The sequence below is a fragment of the Streptococcus sp. K0074 genome (assembly GCF_048843365.1).
Taxonomy (GTDB): Bacteria; Bacillota; Bacilli; order Lactobacillales; family Streptococcaceae; genus Streptococcus; species Streptococcus mitis_BM.
The window spans coordinates 1,704,763-1,722,682 of the sequence record NZ_CP184836.1 but is presented as its reverse complement, the minus strand read 5'-3'; the positions used below and the strand labels follow the sequence as shown (position 1 = coordinate 1,722,682).

Genomic DNA, 17,920 nt, shown 5'->3' with positions numbered 1-17,920 from the left:
GCAAAGTTAAAGTTTTCTATCTATTGGAAGTTAAATAAATATGTAAGGAATTAAAATGAAAAAAAGTACAGTATTGTCATTAACCACAGCTGCAGTTATTTTAGCAGCATATGTCCCTAATGAGGTAATCCTAGCAGATACACCTAGTTCTGAAGATTCTTTAAAAATATCTGATAAAGAAAAAGTAGTAGGTAAACAAAACGAAAACAAAGAAAAACTTGAAGATATTCATAATGCTATAGAAACTTCAAAGGATACTGAAGAGAAGAAAACAACGGTTATTGAGGAAAAAGAAGTTGTTAGTAAAGAATTTGTGAGAGATAATAAAACTAGCAATGAAGAAGAAAAAATCAAAGAAGATTCCAATCAATCCCAAGAAGATAAAGCGGACTCGTCTGCAAGTAAAGACCCAGAAAGTCCCAAAAAAGAGGATAAACTTGTCTATATTGCTGAATTTAAAGATAAAGAATCTGGAGAAAAAGCAATCAAGGAATTATCCAATCTTAAGGATACAAAAGTTTTATATACTTATGATACGGTTTTTAATGGTGTTGCAATAGAAACAACTCCAGATAATCTGGACAAAATTAAACTAATAGAAGGTATCTCATCGGTTGAACGATCACAAAAAGTCCAGCCAATGATGAATCATGCTAGAAAGGAAATTGGAGTTGAAGAGGCAATTGATTACCTAAAGTCTATCAATGCTCCATTTGGTAAAAATTTTGATGGTAGAGGTATGGTCATTTCAAATATCGATACCGGGACAGATTATAGGCATAAGGCCATGAGGATTGATGATGATGCTAAAGGCTCAATGAGATTCAAAAAAGAAGACTTAAAAGGTACTGATAAAAATTTCTGGTTGAGTGATAAAATCCCTCATGCTTTCAATTATTATAATGGTGGTAAAATTACTGTAGAAAAAGCTGATGATGGGAGCGATTATTTTGATCCACATGGGATGCATATTGCAGGGATTCTTGCGGGAAATGATACTGAAAAAGACATTAAGAACTTTAATGGAATAGATGGAATTGCTCCTAATGCACAGATCTTCTCTTATAAAATGTACTCTGACGCAGGATCTGGCTTCGCAGGAGATGAAACAATGTTTCATGCTATTGAAGATTCGATCAAACACAATGTCGATGTTGTTTCGGTATCATCTGGTTTTACAGGAACAGGTCTTGTAGGTGAGAAATATTGGGAAGCTATTAGAGCATTAAGAAAAGCGGGCATTCCAATGGTTGTAGCTACGGGTAACTATGCGACTTCTGCTTCAAGTTCTTCATGGGATTTAGTGGCAAATAATAATCTGAAAATGACAGATACTGGAAATGTAACGCGAACTGCAGCACATGAAGATGCGATAGCGGTCGCTTCTGCTAAAAATCAAACAGTTGAGTTTGATAAAGTTAACATAGGTGGAGAAAGTTTTAAATACAGAAATATAGGTGCCTTTTTCGATAAAAATAAAATCGTAACAAATGAAGATGGATCAAAAGCTCCTAGTAAAGTAAAATTTGTATATATAGGCAAGGGTCAAGACCAAGATTTGATAGGTTTGGATCTTAAGGGCAAAATTGCAGTAATGGATAGAATTTATACAAAGGATTTAAAAAATTCTTTTAAAAGAGCTACGGATAAGGGTGCACGTGGCATTATGGTTGTAAATACTGTAAATTACTACAATAGAGATAATTGGACAGAGCTTCCAGCTATGGGATACGAGGAGGATGAAGGAACTACTAGTCAAGTATTTTCAATTTCAGGAGATGATGGTGTAAAGTTATGGAACATGATTAACCCTGATAAAAAAACTGAAGTTAAAAGAAATAGTAAGGAAGATTTCAAAGATAAATTGGATCAATACTATCCAATTGATATGGCAAGCTATAATTCTAATAAACCGAATGTAGGTGACGAAAAAGAGATTGACTTTAAGTTTGCACCTGACACAGACAAAGAATTGTATAAAGAAGATATCATCGTTCCAGCAGGATCCACATCTTGGGGACCGAGAACAGATTTGCTTTTAAAGCCTGATGTCTCAGCACCAGGTAAAAATATTAAATCTACTCTTAATGTCATTAATGGGAAATCAACTTATGGTTATATGTCAGGGACTAGTATGGCAACTCCAATCGTGGCAGCTTCTACTGTTTTGATTAGACCGAAGTTAAAGGAAATGCTTGAAAGACCTGTATTGAAAAATCTTAAGGGAGATGACAAAATAGACCTTACAAGTCTTACAAAAATTGCCCTACAAAATACTGCACGGCCTATGATGGATGCAACTTCTTGGAAAGAAAAAAGCCAATACTTTGCATCACCTAGACAACAGGGAGCAGGGCTAATTAATGTGGCCAATGCTTTGAGAAATGAAGTTGTAGCTACTTTCAAGAACACGGATTCTAAAGGTTTGGTAAACTCTTATGGTTCTATTTCTCTTAAAGAAATAAAAGGAGATAAAAAATACTTTACAATTAAGCTTCACAATACATCAAACAGACCTTTAACCTTTAAAGTTTCAGCATCAGCGGTAACTACAGATGCTCTAACTGATAGACTAAAACTGGATGAAACATACAAAGATGAAAAATCTCCAGATGGTAAGCAAATTGTTCCAGAAATCCACCCAGAAAAAATCAAAGGAGCAAATATCACATTTGAGCATGACACCTTCACTATAAGCCCAAATTCTAGCTTTGATTTGAATGCGGTTATAAATGTTGGAGAGGCTAAAAACAAAAATAAATTTGTAGAATCATTTATTCATTTTGAATCAGTGGAAGAAATGGAAGCTCTAAACTCTAACGGGAAGAAAATAAACTTCCAACCTTCTTTATCGATGCCTCTAATGGGATTTGCTGGGGATTGGAATAAGGAACCAATCCTTGATAAATGGGCCTGGGAAGAGGGTTCAAAATCAAAAACAATGGAAGGTTATGATGATGATGGTAAACCAAAAATTCCAGGAACCTTAAATAAGGGAATTGGTGGAGAGCATGGTATAGATAAATTTAATCCAGCAGGAGTTATACAAAATAGAAAAGATAAAAATACAACATCCCTAGATCAAAATCCAGAATTATTTGCTTTCAATAACGAAGGGATCAACGCACCATCATCAAGTGGTTCTAATATTGCTAAAATTTATCCCTTAGATTCAAATGGAAATCCTCAAGATGCTCAACTTGAGAGAGGATTAACACCTTCTCCACTTGTATTAAGAAGTGCAGAAGAAGGAATGATTTCAATAGTAAATACAAATAAAGAGGGAGAAAATCAAAAAGACTTAAAAGTCATTTCGAGAGAACACTTTATTAAAGGAATTTTAAACTCTAAGAGAAATGATGCAAAGGGAATCAAATCTTCTAAGCTAAAAGTTTGGGGTGACTTGAAATGGGATGGACTCATCTATAACCCTAGAGGTAGAGAAGAAAATGCACCAGAAAGCAAGGATACCAAAGATCCTGCTACTAAGATAAGAGGTCAATTTGAACCAATTGCAGAAGGTCAATATTTCTATAAATTTAAATATAGATTAACTAAAGATTATCCATGGCAGGTTTCCTATATTCCTGTAAAAATTGATAACACAGCCCCTAAGATTGTTTCGGTTGATTTTTCAAATCCTGAAAAAATTAAGTTGATTACAAAGGATACTTATCATAAGGTAAAAGATCAGTATAAGAATGAAACGCTATTTGCGAGAGATCAAAAAGCACATCCTGAAAAATTTGATGAGATTGCAAACGAAGTTTGGTATGCTGGCGCCGCTCTTGTTAATGAAGACGGAGAGGTTGAGAAAAATCTTGAAGTAACCTATGCAGGTGAGGGTGAAGGAAGAAATAGAAAACTTGACAAAGATGGAAATACCATTTATGAAATTAATGGTGCAGGAGATTTAAGAGGAAAAATCATTGAAGTCATTGCATTAGATGGCTCTAGCAATTTTACAAAGATTCATAGAATTAAATTTGCTGATCATGCTGATGAAAAGGGGATGATTTCCTATTATCTAGTAGATCCTGATCAAGATTCATCTAAATACCAAAAGCTTGGCGAGATTTCTGAATCTAAATTTAAAAATTTAGAAAATAGAAAAGACGATAGTCTTAAAAAAGATACAACTGAGGAAGAAAATCATCAAGACAATGAAGAGTCTATTGAAGAAAAATCTAGCTTGACTATTCATAAAACTATTTCAACAATTAGAGAGTTTGAAAGTAAAGACTTGAAGAAACTCATTAAAAAGAAATTTAGAGAAGTTGATGACTTTACAAGTGAAACTGGTAAGAGAACAGAGGAATACGATTATAAATACGATGATAAGGGAAATATCATTGCTTATGACGATGGTAGTGCCTTAGAATATGAAACTGAAAAACTTGACGAAATCAAATCAAAAATTTATGGTGTTCTAAGCCCGTCTAAAGATGGACACTTTGAAATTCTTGGAAAGATAAGTAATGTGTCTAAAAATGCCAAGGTATATTATGGAAATAACTATAAATCTATAGAAATCAAAGCGACCAAGTATGATTCCCATTCAAAAACGATGACATTTGATTTATACGCTAATATTAATGATATTGTGGATGGATTAGCTTTTGCAGGAGATATGAGATTCTTTGTTAAAGATGATGATCAGATAAAAGCTGAAACGAAGATTAGAATGCCTGAAAAAAATAAGGAAACTAAAACAGAATATCCATATGCATCAAGTTATGGGAATATAATAGAATTAGGAGAAGGAGATCTTTCAAAGAATAAACCAAATAATTTAACTGAAATGGAATCTGGTAAAATCTATTCTGATTCAGAAAAACAACAATATCTATTAAAGGATAATATCATTCTGAGAAAAGGCTATGCACTAAAAGTGACTACCTATAATCCTGGAAAAACGGATATGTTAGAAGGAAATGGAGTCTATAGCAAGGAAGATATAGCAAAAATACAAAAGGCCAATCCTAATCTAAGAGCCTTATCAGAAAAAATAATTTATGCTGATAGTAGAAATGTTGAAGATGGAAGAAGTACTCAATCAGTATTAATGTCGGCTTTGGACGGCTTTAACATTGTAAGGTATCAAGTGTTTAGATTTAAAATGAACGATAAAGGGGAGGCAATCGATAAAGATGGAAATCTTGTAACAGATCCTTCTAAACTTGTATTATTTGGTAAAGATGATAAAGAGTACACTGGAGAGGATAAGTCCAATGTAGAAGCTATAAAAGAAGATGGCTCTACGTTATTTATTGATGCAAAACCAGTAAACCTTTCAATGGACAAGAACTACTTTAATCCATCTAAATCTAATAAAATTTATGTACGAAATCCAGAATTTTATTTAAGAGGTAAGATTTCTGATAAGGGTGGTTTTAACTGGGAGTTGAGAGTTAATGAATCTGTTGTAGATAATTATTTAATCTACGGAGATTTACACATTGATAACACTAGAGATTTTAACGTTAAGCTTAATGTTAAAGACGGTGACATCATGGACTGGGGAATGAAAGACTATAAAGCAAACGGATTCCCAGATAAGGTAACAGATATGGATGGAAATGTTTATCTTAAAACTGGCTATAGCGATTTGAATGCGAAAGCGGTTGGAGTACACTATCAATTTTTATATGATAATGTTAAACCAGAAGTAAACATTGATCCTAAGGGAAATACTAGTATTGAATATGCTGATGGAAAATCTGTAGTCTTTAACATCAATGATAAAAGAAATAATGGATTCGATGGTGAGATTCAAGACAAACATATTTATGTAAATGGAAAAGAATATAAATCATTTGATGATATTAAACAACTAACAGATAAGACACTAAACATTAAGATTCTTGTAAAAGATTTTGCAAGAAATACGACCGTAAAAGAATTCATTTTAAACAAAGATACGGGAGAGGTGAGCGAATTAAAAGCTCATACGGTGACTGTGACCATTCAAAATGGAAAAGAAATGAGTTCAACGATAGTGTCGGAAGAAGATTTCATTTTACCTGTCTATAAGGGTAAATTAGAAAAAGGCTATCAATTTGATGGTTGGGAAATTTCTGGTGTCGAAGGGAAAAAAGACGTTGGCTATGTTCTTAATCTATCAAAAGATACCCTTATAAAACCTGTATTCAAGAAAATAGAGGAGAAAAAGGAGGAGGAAAATAAACCTACTTTTGATGTATCGAAAAAGAAAGATAAGGTGCAAGCAAATCATAGCCAATTAGATGAAAATTACAAAAAGGAGGATTTACAAAGAGAAAATCATTCACACAAACCTGATTCAACTAAAGATGTCAAAACTACAGTTCCTGTACAAGTAAATTATAGTCAATTAGATGAAAGTCAAAGATCTGATTCAACTGAGGATGTCAAAGTTACAGTTCCTGATGAAAATGATAAAAACTTTGAAAATAAGAAGGAAGTTTATCTTAATGAACCAGAGAACATAGATAATAAACATACCAATATTGATAGTAAATCAACTACTAACAATGATAGGTTACCAAAAACCGGAACAGTTAACGAAGGCTTTACGTCATTGGTTGCCGGAATAATGTTTACCTTAGGTGCATTTCTTGGATTAAAGAAAAAAGATCAAGATTAAGACAAAAGCTATAGATGAAAAAATGGTTTATGTACTGAGATAGCATGATGATGAAACCGTTTTGTGAAAATAGCTATTTATAACTCAATTATTTAGTTTACTTTGATATTGATACCCTTTTTGGATTTATTAATGGATTTAGTTTCTATAACTAATAAATTGATTGAAAGGATTAGTATTGACAATATTGGTCACATTGATTAGAAAATAGAGTCTATCAAAATTTAAAGGCTAATAGAGGTGATGAGATAATTTCAAGGAATTAAGTAGCGTTTGGTTGCTTAATTCCTTTTTATTTGGAAGGAAGTTTTTCACCTGCTTCCTTATTTTATCGCTATTATTCAACCACTTAGACCGATATAGAGATCAGATAGGCAAAAGAACTTGTTCTTGAAACTAACCTCTGCTATAATGATTTTTGTAAGAGACGTGAGGCGTCACTATCAGATAACTCAAGTTCCTAAAAAAGAAATTGGAGATAAAAAAATGAAAAAATTATTAGGGATTATATTTTTAGTAGCAGCAGCGACAGTATTGTATTTTGGTTCTGTTGGGTGGCCAAGTTTGGATGTCAACCTATGGTCCCTGATTCCGGTAGGATTGTTTCTCTTTTTCACTCTAGAGAATTTTTTGAAAAAAGACTACAAGGCTAGTCTGATGTGTTTGATTATTGCCTTTATCATTGCGAATGCAATTTTGGATCTGTTGCCAATTTCAAGTGGCTTGGTAATTGGAGCGGGCGTACTAGCTTGTGTAGGTATTGGTTATCTCTTTCCTGATAAAGAAAGTAAATAGGAATTATTGAAAAAGATATAAAGAAAAACACTTCAATCACTGTATTTAGTTTGATTGAGGTGTTTTCGATTTAGTTTTTTATTTCTGAGCCATCAATTCAACAATCATCTCGATATACATGACAAGGGTCAATAAGAATCCTGCACGCCAGAAGAATTTGATGAATTTAGGATAGTAAAAACTGCGTTTTTTCAAAAGAAAGAAAAAAACGAGGATAATAGCTAGGAGGGAGAGGGCTAGTCCTAGTCTAGGGAGAAAATTATGGGTAAAGGTTTTAGCTGTGATTAGGTAGTACTCAAATACCAAGACTGGAAAAGCCAAATCCGCAAAGTTTCGTCCTAGTTTTTTTAATCTAAAAAGTTTGGTTATGATAATGCAGACTACTAAGGTCAGTATCAATAATAAAATAGATGCTAATTTCATTAAAATCATACCCATATTGTATCATAAAAAATCGCTAATGGAAACGAGAAACAGAGGAATTTATAGGAAAGTCAGGCTTTTGAGATTGTGGATGTTTTTTGTTATAATGAAAGTTATGAAATCTTATAATACCTTGAATGATTATTATCGAAAACTCTTTGGAGAAAAGACCTTTAAAGTCCCTATTGATGCGGGATTTGACTGTCCCAATCGTGATGGAACTGTGGCTCATGGGGGCTGTACTTTTTGTACGGTTTCTGGTTCTGGAGATGCCATTGTGGCACCGGATGCGCCTATCCGTGAGCAATTTTATAAGGAAATTGACTTTATGCACCGCAAGTGGCCAGATGTTCAGAAGTATCTGGTTTATTTTCAAAATTTTACCAACACCCATGAAAAGGTGGAAGTCATCCGAGAGCGCTATGAGCAGGCTATCAATGAGCCAGGTGTAGTAGGAATCAATATTGGAACGCGCCCAGACTGTTTACCAGACGAAACCATCGAATATTTGGCTGAGTTGTCGGAACTCATGCATGTGACGGTTGAATTGGGTTTGCAGACCACTTATGAAGCAACCTCTGACCTGATTAACCGTGCCCACTCTTATGAATTGTACGTGGAAACGGTCAAGCGTTTGAGAAAGTATCCTAAGATTGAGATTGTTTCTCATCTGATCAACGGTTTGCCTGGTGAAACCCATGAGATGATGGTTGAAAATGTTCGCCGCTGTGTCACGGATAACGATATTCAAGGGATTAAATTGCACTTGCTTCACCTGATGACCAATACACGTATGCAACGAGATTATCACGAAGGACGTTTACAACTCATGAGCCAGGACGAATATGTTAAGGTCATCTGTGACCAACTGGAAATCATACCCAAGCATATCGTCATCCATCGAATCACAGGAGATGCACCTAGAGATATGCTGATTGGGCCTATGTGGAGCCTCAATAAATGGGAAGTGCTAAATGCTATTGAAACTGAAATGCGACGTCGTGGAAGTGTTCAAGGATGCAAGGCTGTAAAACAGGAGTTTGAAAATGAAAAGACCACTTGAGATGGCACATGATTTTTTGGCTGAGGTAGTGACTCAGGATGATATCGTAGTGGATGCAACCATGGGAAATGGTCATGACACGTTTTTTTTAGCCAAACTAGCTAAGAAAGTCTATGCCTTTGATATTCAGGAACAAGCCTTGGAAAAGACCCAAGAGCGTTTGCATCAGGCTGGCCTGACAAATGCCCAGTTAATCTTGCAAGGCCATGAGAAACTGGACCAGTTTGTGACAGAAGCCAAGGCAGGGATTTTTAATCTGGGCTATCTGCCATCAGCTGATAAGTCTGTCATCACCCAACCTCAGACAACGATTGAAGCATTAGAAAAGCTGTGTGGCTTGCTTGTCAAAGGTGGACGGATTGCTATTATGATCTACTATGGTCATGAAGGAGGCGACATCGAGAGGGATGCTGTCTTGGATTTTGTCAGTCAGTTGAACCAACAAGAGTACACAGTTGCTATTTACCGAACTTTAAACCAAGTCAACAACCCACCGTTTTTAGTGATGATTGAAAAATTAGAGAGATATAGACATGGATAAACAATACCTACGTGAAAAGCTGGATGCCATGCGCCAGAATTTTGTTGAGTCAACCCACCACGAACGAGCGGTGGGCGTGCTAGACCAAGCGCATATGAGCAAAAAAATGCTTAAAATCAAGAAAAAATTAGTTGCTCTTGAAATGGAACGGTGCCAGAGAAAAATTGAGCACAAAGACTGTTCCAAGATTGACCAAAAAATCCAAGAGCAGAAGGAGATTTTTGAATCTTGTTGTAAAAAAGATTAAGGAGGTCGTGCGTGGAATTACTGATTTACCTCATCCTATTTTTACTGGTCTTGATTGTCTCGAGTACAACTAATAAGCTCCTACCCTTTTTGCCCCTCCCTTTGGTGCAAATTCTTTTGGGAATTGTGATTGGTCTCTTTTTACCCAATACTGACTTTCATCTCAATACAGAGTTGTTTTTGGCCCTGGTTATCGGGCCCTTGCTTTTCCGAGAGTCGGAGGAAGCGGACATTACAGCTATTTTAAAACACTGGCGAATCATTGTTTATCTCATATTTCCAGTGATTTTTATCTCGACCCTGAGTTTGGGTGGCTTGGCCCATCTTCTTTGGCTCAGTCTTCCCTTGGCGGCTTGCTTGGCTGTTGGGGCGGCACTTGGCCCTACGGATTTGGTGGCCTTTGCCTCTCTTTCGGAGCGGTTTAGCTTTCCAAAGCGCGTGTCTAATATTCTTAAGGGTGAAGGACTCTTGAATGATGCTTCTGGCTTGGTTGCCTTTCAGGTAGCTTTGACAGCTTGGACAACTGGAGCCTTTTCCCTTGGGCAAGCTAGTAGTTCGCTCATCTTTTCAATCCTAGGCGGTTTTTTGATTGGCTTTTTAACAGCCATGACCAACCGTTTCCTCCATACCTTCTTATTAAGTGTGCGAGCAACGGATATTGCCAGCGAACTTTTATTAGAATTGAGTTTGCCTCTGGTGACCTTCTTTCTAGCAGAAGAAGTACACGTTTCAGGGATTATTGCCGTCGTAGTTGCTGGGATTTTAAAGGCAAGCCGTTTTAAAAAAATTACGCTCCTTGAAGCTCAAGTGGATACGGTGACTGAGACGGTCTGGCATACAGTGAACTTTATGCTCAACGGTTCTGTCTTTGTGATTTTAGGGATGGAGTTGGAAATGATAGCAGAGCCTATTTTGACCAATCCAATCTATAATCCCCTTCTCTTGCTGGGATCTCTTGTCGCCCTCACCTTTGTTCTCTTTGCCATTCGTTTTATTATGATTTATGGCTATTATGCCTATAGAACCAGACGACTCAAGAAAAAGCTAAATAAGTATATGAAGGACATGCTTCTCTTGACATTCTCAGGTGTCAAGGGAACGGTGTCGATTGCTACGATCCTTCTGATACCAAGTAATCTAGAACAGAAGTATCCTCTCTTGCTTTTCCTTGTTGCAGGTGTGACGCTTGTAAGCTTTTTAACAGGCCTCGTGGTCTTGCCTCATCTTTCTGACGAACAGGAAGAAAGCAAGGATTATCTCATGCATATCGCCATTTTAAATGAAGTGACACTAGAGTTGGAAAAAGAGTTGGAAGGTACCAGAAATAAACTTCCCCTCTATGCAGCTATTGACAATTATCATGGACGTATTGAAAATCTCATCCTGAGTCAAGAAAATAAGGGAGCTCAAGAAGACTGGGAGGCCTTGAAACTTCTCATCCTCAGTATTGAGAGTGATGGATTGGAACAGGCTTATGAAGAGGACAAGATGAGTGAGCGTGCCTATCGAGTTTACCAACGATATTTGAAAAACATGGAACAAAGTATCAATCGTAAGTTTGCGTCACGATTGACCTATTATTTCCTTGTTTCCTTGCGGATTTTACGTTTTCTCCTTCACGAAGTCTTTACTCTTGGCAAGACCTTCCGCAGTTGGAAAAATGAAGAATCACAGAAACTCAGAGCCCTTGACTATGACCAAATTGCAGAGCTCTATCTAGAAAATACAGAGATGATTATCGAAAGTTTGGAGAACCTTAAAGGGGTTTATAAGAGTTCTTTAATCAGCTTCATGCAGGATTCTCGTCTCCGAGAAACAGCTATCATCACCAGTGGTGCCTTTGTCGAACGGGTTATCAATCGCGTCAAGCCCAACAATATCGATGAAATGCTGAGAGGTTATTATCTGGAGCGCAAGTTGATTTTCGAATATGAAGAAAAACGATTGATTACGACCAAGTATGCCAAGAAGTTACGACAAAATGTGAATAACTTAGAGAACTATTCCTTGAAGGAAGCTGCCAATACCTTACCTTATGATATGATGGAATTGGTAAGAAGAAATTAATCAAGATTATAAGTGAAGGAGTGTGACATGAAGAAGTGGTGGAAAGAGCTGATAGACAAGCCTTTAGTAAAAGCTTTTTTGCATTATTATCAAGCATCAGATAGTGAGCTGACCAGTGTCGCAGTAGCCTACTATTGGTTGATTTCGATTTTCCCCCTGCTTTTGGTGGTGGTCAATATCCTCCCTTATTTTCAGATTCCAGTTTCCAATTTTTTAAAGGTTGTCAATGAGTTTTTACCGGAAACTATGTATGATGTGGTCGCAAATATTATTACAGAAGTGCTGACCCAACCGTCAACTGGCTTATTGAGTTTTGCTATTTTATCAGCCCTCTGGACCTTTTCAAAATCCATGAATTTCCTACAGAAAGCCTTTAATAAAGCTTACGGAGTAGCAAAAAATCGTGGGATGATTTCTCATCAACTCATGAGTTTGTTTGTCAGTTTTGGCTTACAGATTCTCTTTGCCTTGGCTCTATTTTTGAGTGTTTTTGGTCGCATGCTTCTCAACCTTATCAAAAGTTACTGGAAATCGGATAGTCCTCTCTTTGATTATCTGCAAGACCTAACAGGCCCTTTGGTCTATGCTTTGATTTTTGCAATCTTGGTCATGCTTTATTATTTCCTGCCTAATGTTAAGGTCCGACGAATTCGCTCTGTATTGCCGGGTAGTGCCTTTGTCATGCTGACTCTGGCCTTACTGCTCAATATCTTTTCAGTCTATGTTAACAATTATGTCAATCACCTAGTGGACGTCCGTTTTTTCAGTTCTATTGTCGTTGTGGTCATGATGTTCTGGTTTATTCTCATCGCTAAGATTTTGATTGTCGGTGCGGTGATCAATGCCAGTGTCCAGAGTTTGAAAGATTCGAGCTTGAGAAAAAATTAACTCAATTTTTATCCATAACAAAACGCATACTATCAAGTTTTTATAATGCCTGATAATATGCGTTTTTTTGATTATGAAAATTAATAAATAAACATGGCATCACCGAAACTGAAGAAGCGGTAGTGCTCTTGAATGGCATGGTGGTAGGCATCTAAGACTAATTCGCGACCTGCAAAGGCAGAAACCAACATGACCAGAGTTGATTTTGGCAGGTGGAAATTGGTTGAAAAGGCATCTACAACCTTCCATTGGTAGCCTGGTTTGATAAAGATATTGGTCCAGCCAGAATCTGCTTGGATTTGCCCATTAAACTTGGAACCAATAGTCTCCAATGTGCGGATAGAAGTAGTTCCGACAGCAATGATGCGACCACCATTTTCCTTAACAGAGCGAAGGGTGGCAGCTGCTTCCTCAGAAAGTTGGTAGAATTCTGAGTGCATTTCGTGTTCGTCTAGATTGTCCACAGAAACGGGTCTAAAGGTTCCGAGTCCGACATGGAGAGTCAGATAGACTAGATGAACACCCTTGGCTTGGATTTCTGCCAGCAGTTCTTTGGTGAAGTGCAGGCCAGCAGTCGGTGCAGCAGCAGAGCCACTTTCCTTGGCGTAGACGGTTTGATAACGTTCACGGTCATCCAGTTTTTCGTGGATATAAGGTGGCAGAGGCATTTCACCCAGGCTTTCCAAGACTTCTAGGAAAATTCCTTGGTATTCAAAGCGAACAATACGGCCCCCGTGGGTCAATTCTTCCGTCACGACAGCGCTGAGACGACCATCACCAAAGCTGACACGAGTACCAACCTTGAGGCGTTTGGCAGGTTTTGCCAGAACTTCCCATTCATCTCCAGCAGTATTTTTGAGCAGGAGAAGTTCCACATGGCCTCCTGTCTCCTCTTTTTGACCATAGAGGCGAGCAGGGAGAACGCGGGTGTCGTTCATGACAAGGGCATCACCAGGTTCCAGCATGTCAATAATAGAGTGGAAGTGTTTATCCTGCATTTCTCCCGTCTCACGGTTGACGATGAGGAGTTTAGAGGCATCTCGTTTTTCAAGGGGTGTTTGGGCAATCAATTCCTCAGGTAAGTGGAAATCAAAATCAGCTGTATTCATATATCTGTTCATTCTTTCTAAGTTCTAATCTTATCCATTATAACATGTTTCAAGTGTGGACGCTCTTTTTTTAGAAATTAAATCGTTTTCACTTGACAAAAATTGGTCTATACCATATAATAAATATAGATAGAAATGGAGGATGAAAAGATGAAAGTTATTAAAGTTGAAAACCAAATTGAAGGTGGAAAAGTTGCTTTTGAGATTTTGAAGGAAAAAATGGCCAACGGCGCTCAAACCCTAGGACTTGCGACAGGAAGTAGCCCACTTGAATTTTACAAGGAAATTGTTGAGAGTGACCTTGATTTTTCAAATCTAACCAGTGTCAACCTTGATGAGTATGTAGGCCTTGATGGCGACAATCCTCAGTCTTACCGTCACTTCATGCAAGAAAACTTGTTCAACCAAAAACCATTTAAAGAAAGTTTCTTGCCTCGTGGGGTTAAGGATCATGCTGAAGCTGAAGTTGAACGCTACAACCAAATTTTGGCTGACCATCCAGTTGACCTGCAAATCTTGGGAATTGGTCGCAATGGACATATCGGATTTAATGAACCTGGTACTCCTTTTGACAGTCAAACGCATCTAGTCGAACTGGATCAGTCTACTATCGAAGCAAACGCACGTTTCTTTGACAAGATTGAAGACGTTCCAACCCAAGCCATTTCAATGGGGATTAAAAACATCTTGGATGCCAAGTCAATCCTTCTCTTTGCTTACGGTGAGTCGAAAGCAGAAGCCATTGCTGGAACAGTGTCTGGACCAGTGACTGAGAGCCTACCAGCAAGTAGCCTACAAAACCACCCAGATGTGACCATTATTGCAGATGCTGAAGCGCTCAGCTTGCTTGAAAAATAAAAAACGAACCCCTTCAGTTTCTTCTATCTGAGTGCTTTAAGCTCTTGTATAAATGGAAGAAAAAATCAAAATTAAACCGCATTTTTTCTTGACAATTATTCCTTTTACGTGTAAAATAGAATAGATCTTGAACTTGAAGGGAGTGAAAAAAATGTCTAAAACAGTAGTACGTAAGAATGAATCTCTTGACGACGCACTTCGTCGTTTCAAACGTGCGGTTACTAAAGCTGGTACTCTTCAAGAAACACGCAAACGTGAATTCTATGAAAAACCTTCTGTAAAACGCAAACGTAAATCAGAAGCAGCTCGTAAACGTAAAAAATTCTAATTGAAATGAAAGGCTAGAGAAATCTAGTCCTTTTTCTTTTAAATAAATACTTCAAAGCCTGCAAAAATCTGAAACTTCCTCCCACAATTTGATATAATAGAGGGAAGAACTCATTTGAAGGAGGAAATGATGTCGGTTTTAGTAAAAGAAGTGATTGAAAAGCTTAGACTAGACATTGTCTATGGCGAACCAGAATTACTTGAAAAGGAAATCAATACAGCGGATATTACGCGACCTGGTCTTGAAATGACAGGTTATTTTGACTACTACACGCCAGAGCGGATCCAGCTCTTGGGGATGAAGGAGTGGTCTTATCTGATTAGCATGCCTTCTAACAGTCGTTATGAAGTTTTGAAAAAAATGTTTCTACCTGAAACACCTGCGGTCATTGTTGCTCGTGGTTTGGTGGTTCCAGAGGAGATGTTAAAGGCTGCTAGAGAATGTAAGATTGCTATTTTAACCAGCCGTACAGCTACCAGTCGTTTGTCTGGAGAATTATCTAGCTATCTGGATTCTCGTTTGGCGGAACGCACCAGTGTTCACGGTGTCTTGATGGATATCTATGGGATGGGTGTCTTGATTCAAGGAGATAGTGGTATCGGTAAGAGTGAAACAGGTCTTGAGCTTGTCAAACGTGGGCACCGCTTGGTAGCAGATGATCGGGTAGATATTTATTCTAAGGATGAATTAACTCTTTGGGGAGAGCCTGCTGAAATCTTGAAACACTTGATTGAAATTCGTGGGGTTGGTATTATCGATGTCATGAGCCTCTACGGTGCGAGTGCGGTAAAAGATTCTTCACAAGTTCAGTTGGCTGTCTACTTGGAAAATTACGATACGCATAAGACCTTTGATCGACTTGGAAACAATGCAGAGGAATTAGAAATTTCTGGCGTAGCCATTCCTCGTATCCGCATCCCAGTTAAAACAGGTCGTAATATCTCTGTCGTGATTGAGGCTGCTGCCATGAATTATCGTGCCAAGGAAATGGGCTTTGATGCGACGCGTTTGTTCGAAGAACGCTTGACAAATCTTATTGCTCAAAACGAGGTGCCTAATGCTTGATCCAATTGCTATTCATCTAGGTCCTCTAGCCATTCGTTGGTATGCCTTGTGTATTGTGACAGGCTTGATTCTTGCGGTTTATTTGACCATGAAAGAAGCGCCTAGAAAGAAGATCATACCAGACGATATTTTAGATTTTATCTTGATAGCCTTTCCCTTGGCTATTTTAGGAGCACGTCTCTACTATGTTATTTTCCGTTTTGATTACTATAGTCAGAATTTGGGAGAGATTTTTGCCATTTGGAATGGTGGTTTGGCTTTTTACGGTGGTTTGATTACAGGGGCTATTGTACTTTATATCTTTGCTGATCGTAAACTTATCAATACTTGGGATTTTCTAGATATTGCAGCGCCTAGCGTTATGATTGCCCAAAGTTTGGGTCGCTGGGGCAATTTCTTTAACCAAGAAGCTTATGGTGCAGCAGTGGATAATTTGGATTATCTACCTGCCTTTATCCGTGATCAGATGTATATTGAGGGGAGCTACCGTCAACCGACCTTCCTTTATGAGTCTCTATGGAATCTACTTGGCTTTGCCTTGATTTTGATATTGAGACGAAAATGGAAGAGTCTCAGACGAGGTCATATCACTGCTTTCTACTTGATTTGGTATGGTTTTGGTCGTATGGTCATCGAAGGTATGCGGACAGATAGTCTCATGTTCTTTGGCCTTCGAGTGTCTCAATGGCTATCAGTTATCCTTATCGGTCTCGGTATTTTTATCATTCTTTATCAAAATCGAAAGAAGGCCCCTTACTATGTTACAGAGGAGGAAAAATAAATGTTAGAAGTTGCATATATTCTTGTTGCCCTAGCTTTGATTGTCTTTTTAGTCTATCTAATCATTACTGTACAAAAGCTTGGTCGTGTTATCGATGAAACAGAGAAGACGATTAAAACCTTGACTTCAGATGTGGATGTGACCTTGCATCATACCAATGAATTGCTGGCTAAGGTCAATGTCTTGGCAGATGATATCAATGTCAAGGTGGCAACGATTGATCCACTCTTTAATGCTGTCGCAGATTTATCTCTATCTGTTTCAGACCTCAATGACCATGCGCGTGTCTTGAGCAAGAAAGCTTCCTCAGCTGGTTCAAAAACACTCAAGACCGGTGCAAGTTTGTCAGCTCTTCGTCTTGCAAGTAAATTTTTCAAAAAATAAAAAAGGAGAATCCTTATGGGTAAACTATCCTCAATCCTTTTAGGAACCGTTTCAGGTGCAGCTCTTGCCTTGTTTTTAACAAGCGATAAGGGCAAACAAATTTGCAGTCAGGCTCAAGATTTTCTAGATGATTTGAGAGAAGATCCTGAGTATGCCAAGGATCAGGTCTGTGAAAAACTGACAGAAGTTAAGGAGCAGGCTACAGATTTTGTTCTGAAAACCAAAGAACAGGTTGAGTCAGGTGAAATCACTGTGGACAGTGTCCTTGCTCAAGCCAAATCATGTGCTCGCCAAGCGACAGAAGCATCAAAAAATCAATTCAATAATCTCAAGGAGCAATGGCAAGAAAAGGCCGAAACTCTTGACCAATCAGAAGAAATTGTGATTGATATCAAAGAAGAAAAAATCTAGATTTGATGAGACTGGGCAAAAACTCAATTCTCGGAGAAAATGAAGTAGATTTTCCCACAATAAAACGCATAGTATCAAGGTTTTCAAGACCTGATATTATGCGTTTTTTGATTTTAAAGGCTTTTTAATAAACTTTTTTTAAATACATGAGTGTTATGAATTTTTATGGTATAATGGCAGTGTTGGAAGTGAAATATTTATACTCTTCGAAAATCTCTTCAAACTACGTCAGCTTCACCTTGCCGTACTCCAGTACAGCCTGCGGCTAGCTTCCTAGTTTGCTCTTTGATTTTCATTGAGTATTACATTTTTTTATATTTTACTGATATTTTAGTA

At 37.6% G+C, this 17,920-nt stretch carries 15 protein-coding genes; 13 read left to right on the top strand and 2 right to left on the bottom strand.

All coding sequences use genetic code 11. The features are described from left to right. The first annotated feature begins 55 nt into the window (after positions 1 to 55). A complete protein-coding gene (locus ACN076_RS08445) occupies positions 56 to 6,625 on the top strand; it encodes a S8 family serine peptidase (RefSeq protein WP_420789834.1) in 6,570 nt (2,189 codons plus the stop codon). 486 nt (positions 6,626 to 7,111) lie between these two features. Continuing rightward, positions 7,112 to 7,420, top strand: coding sequence for a hypothetical protein (locus ACN076_RS08440; RefSeq protein WP_420789833.1), 309 nt, complete (start codon positions 7,112 to 7,114; stop codon positions 7,418 to 7,420). A 78-nt stretch (positions 7,421 to 7,498) separates the two neighbouring features. Here ACN076_RS08440 and ACN076_RS08435 read toward each other — a convergent pair whose 3' ends face one another. After that, complete coding sequence (locus ACN076_RS08435) at positions 7,499 to 7,858, bottom strand: DUF3397 family protein (RefSeq protein WP_004242853.1); 360 nt, start codon at positions 7,856 to 7,858, stop codon at positions 7,499 to 7,501. Between the two features lie 91 nt (positions 7,859 to 7,949). Between ACN076_RS08435 and ACN076_RS08430 the strand changes: the two genes are divergently transcribed. Genes ACN076_RS08430 through ACN076_RS08410 form a run of 5 tightly spaced genes read left to right on the top strand, consistent with a single transcriptional unit; the run spans position 7,950 to position 12,648 of the window. Beyond that, entirely contained in the window at positions 7,950 to 8,906 is a 957-nt protein-coding gene (locus tag ACN076_RS08430; RefSeq protein WP_420789832.1) for a TIGR01212 family radical SAM protein, read from the top strand. Beyond that, positions 8,890 to 9,447 carry a class I SAM-dependent methyltransferase gene (locus tag ACN076_RS08425; RefSeq protein WP_420789831.1) on the top strand — a complete coding sequence of 186 codons (558 nt, stop codon included), beginning with the start codon at positions 8,890 to 8,892 and terminating at the stop codon, positions 9,445 to 9,447. The genes ACN076_RS08430 and ACN076_RS08425 overlap by 17 nt, the downstream gene beginning before the upstream one ends. Then, the gene (locus ACN076_RS08420; protein ID WP_033681594.1) at positions 9,440 to 9,694 is read left to right on the top strand and encodes a hypothetical protein; all 255 of its coding nucleotides are present in this window, start codon (positions 9,440 to 9,442) and stop codon (positions 9,692 to 9,694) included. Before ACN076_RS08425 ends, ACN076_RS08420 begins: the two co-directional genes overlap by 8 nt. 11 nt (positions 9,695 to 9,705) lie before the next feature. Next, a complete protein-coding gene (locus tag ACN076_RS08415; protein ID WP_420789830.1) occupies positions 9,706 to 11,760 on the top strand; it encodes a cation:proton antiporter in 2,055 nt (684 codons plus the stop codon). Positions 11,761 to 11,787: 27 nt separating this feature from the next. After that, positions 11,788 to 12,648, top strand: coding sequence for a YihY/virulence factor BrkB family protein (locus ACN076_RS08410; protein ID WP_420789829.1), 861 nt, complete (start codon positions 11,788 to 11,790; stop codon positions 12,646 to 12,648). An 80-nt stretch (positions 12,649 to 12,728) separates the two neighbouring features. Here ACN076_RS08410 and queA read toward each other — a convergent pair whose 3' ends face one another. Beyond that, complete coding sequence (gene queA / locus ACN076_RS08405; RefSeq protein ID WP_414304168.1) at positions 12,729 to 13,757, bottom strand: tRNA preQ1(34) S-adenosylmethionine ribosyltransferase-isomerase QueA; 1,029 nt, start codon at positions 13,755 to 13,757, stop codon at positions 12,729 to 12,731. A gap of 150 nt (positions 13,758 to 13,907) precedes the next feature. Here queA and ACN076_RS08400 point away from each other — a divergent pair, with 150 nt between their 5' ends. From ACN076_RS08400 to ACN076_RS08375, 6 genes are all read left to right on the top strand, one after another. Then, on the top strand, positions 13,908 to 14,615 hold the full coding sequence (locus tag ACN076_RS08400) for a glucosamine-6-phosphate deaminase (protein WP_420789828.1): 708 nt from the start codon (positions 13,908 to 13,910) through the stop codon (positions 14,613 to 14,615). 151 nt (positions 14,616 to 14,766) lie between these two features. After that, entirely contained in the window at positions 14,767 to 14,943 is a 177-nt protein-coding gene (gene rpsU / locus ACN076_RS08395; RefSeq protein ID WP_000048054.1) for a 30S ribosomal protein S21, read from the top strand. A gap of 129 nt (positions 14,944 to 15,072) precedes the next feature. After that, complete coding sequence (gene hprK, locus ACN076_RS08390) at positions 15,073 to 16,008, top strand: HPr(Ser) kinase/phosphatase (RefSeq protein WP_000115149.1); 936 nt, start codon at positions 15,073 to 15,075, stop codon at positions 16,006 to 16,008. Further along, complete coding sequence (gene lgt, locus ACN076_RS08385) at positions 16,001 to 16,789, top strand: prolipoprotein diacylglyceryl transferase (protein ID WP_420789827.1); 789 nt, start codon at positions 16,001 to 16,003, stop codon at positions 16,787 to 16,789. Before hprK ends, lgt begins: the two co-directional genes overlap by 8 nt. Next, complete coding sequence (locus ACN076_RS08380; RefSeq protein ID WP_000895038.1) at positions 16,790 to 17,173, top strand: DUF948 domain-containing protein; 384 nt, start codon at positions 16,790 to 16,792, stop codon at positions 17,171 to 17,173. It begins immediately after the preceding gene. Between the two features lie 15 nt (positions 17,174 to 17,188). Then, positions 17,189 to 17,584 (top strand): YtxH domain-containing protein, encoded by a 396-nt coding sequence (locus ACN076_RS08375; protein WP_261028115.1) that lies wholly within the window; start codon positions 17,189 to 17,191, stop codon positions 17,582 to 17,584. Positions 17,585 to 17,920: the final 336 nt, after the last annotated feature.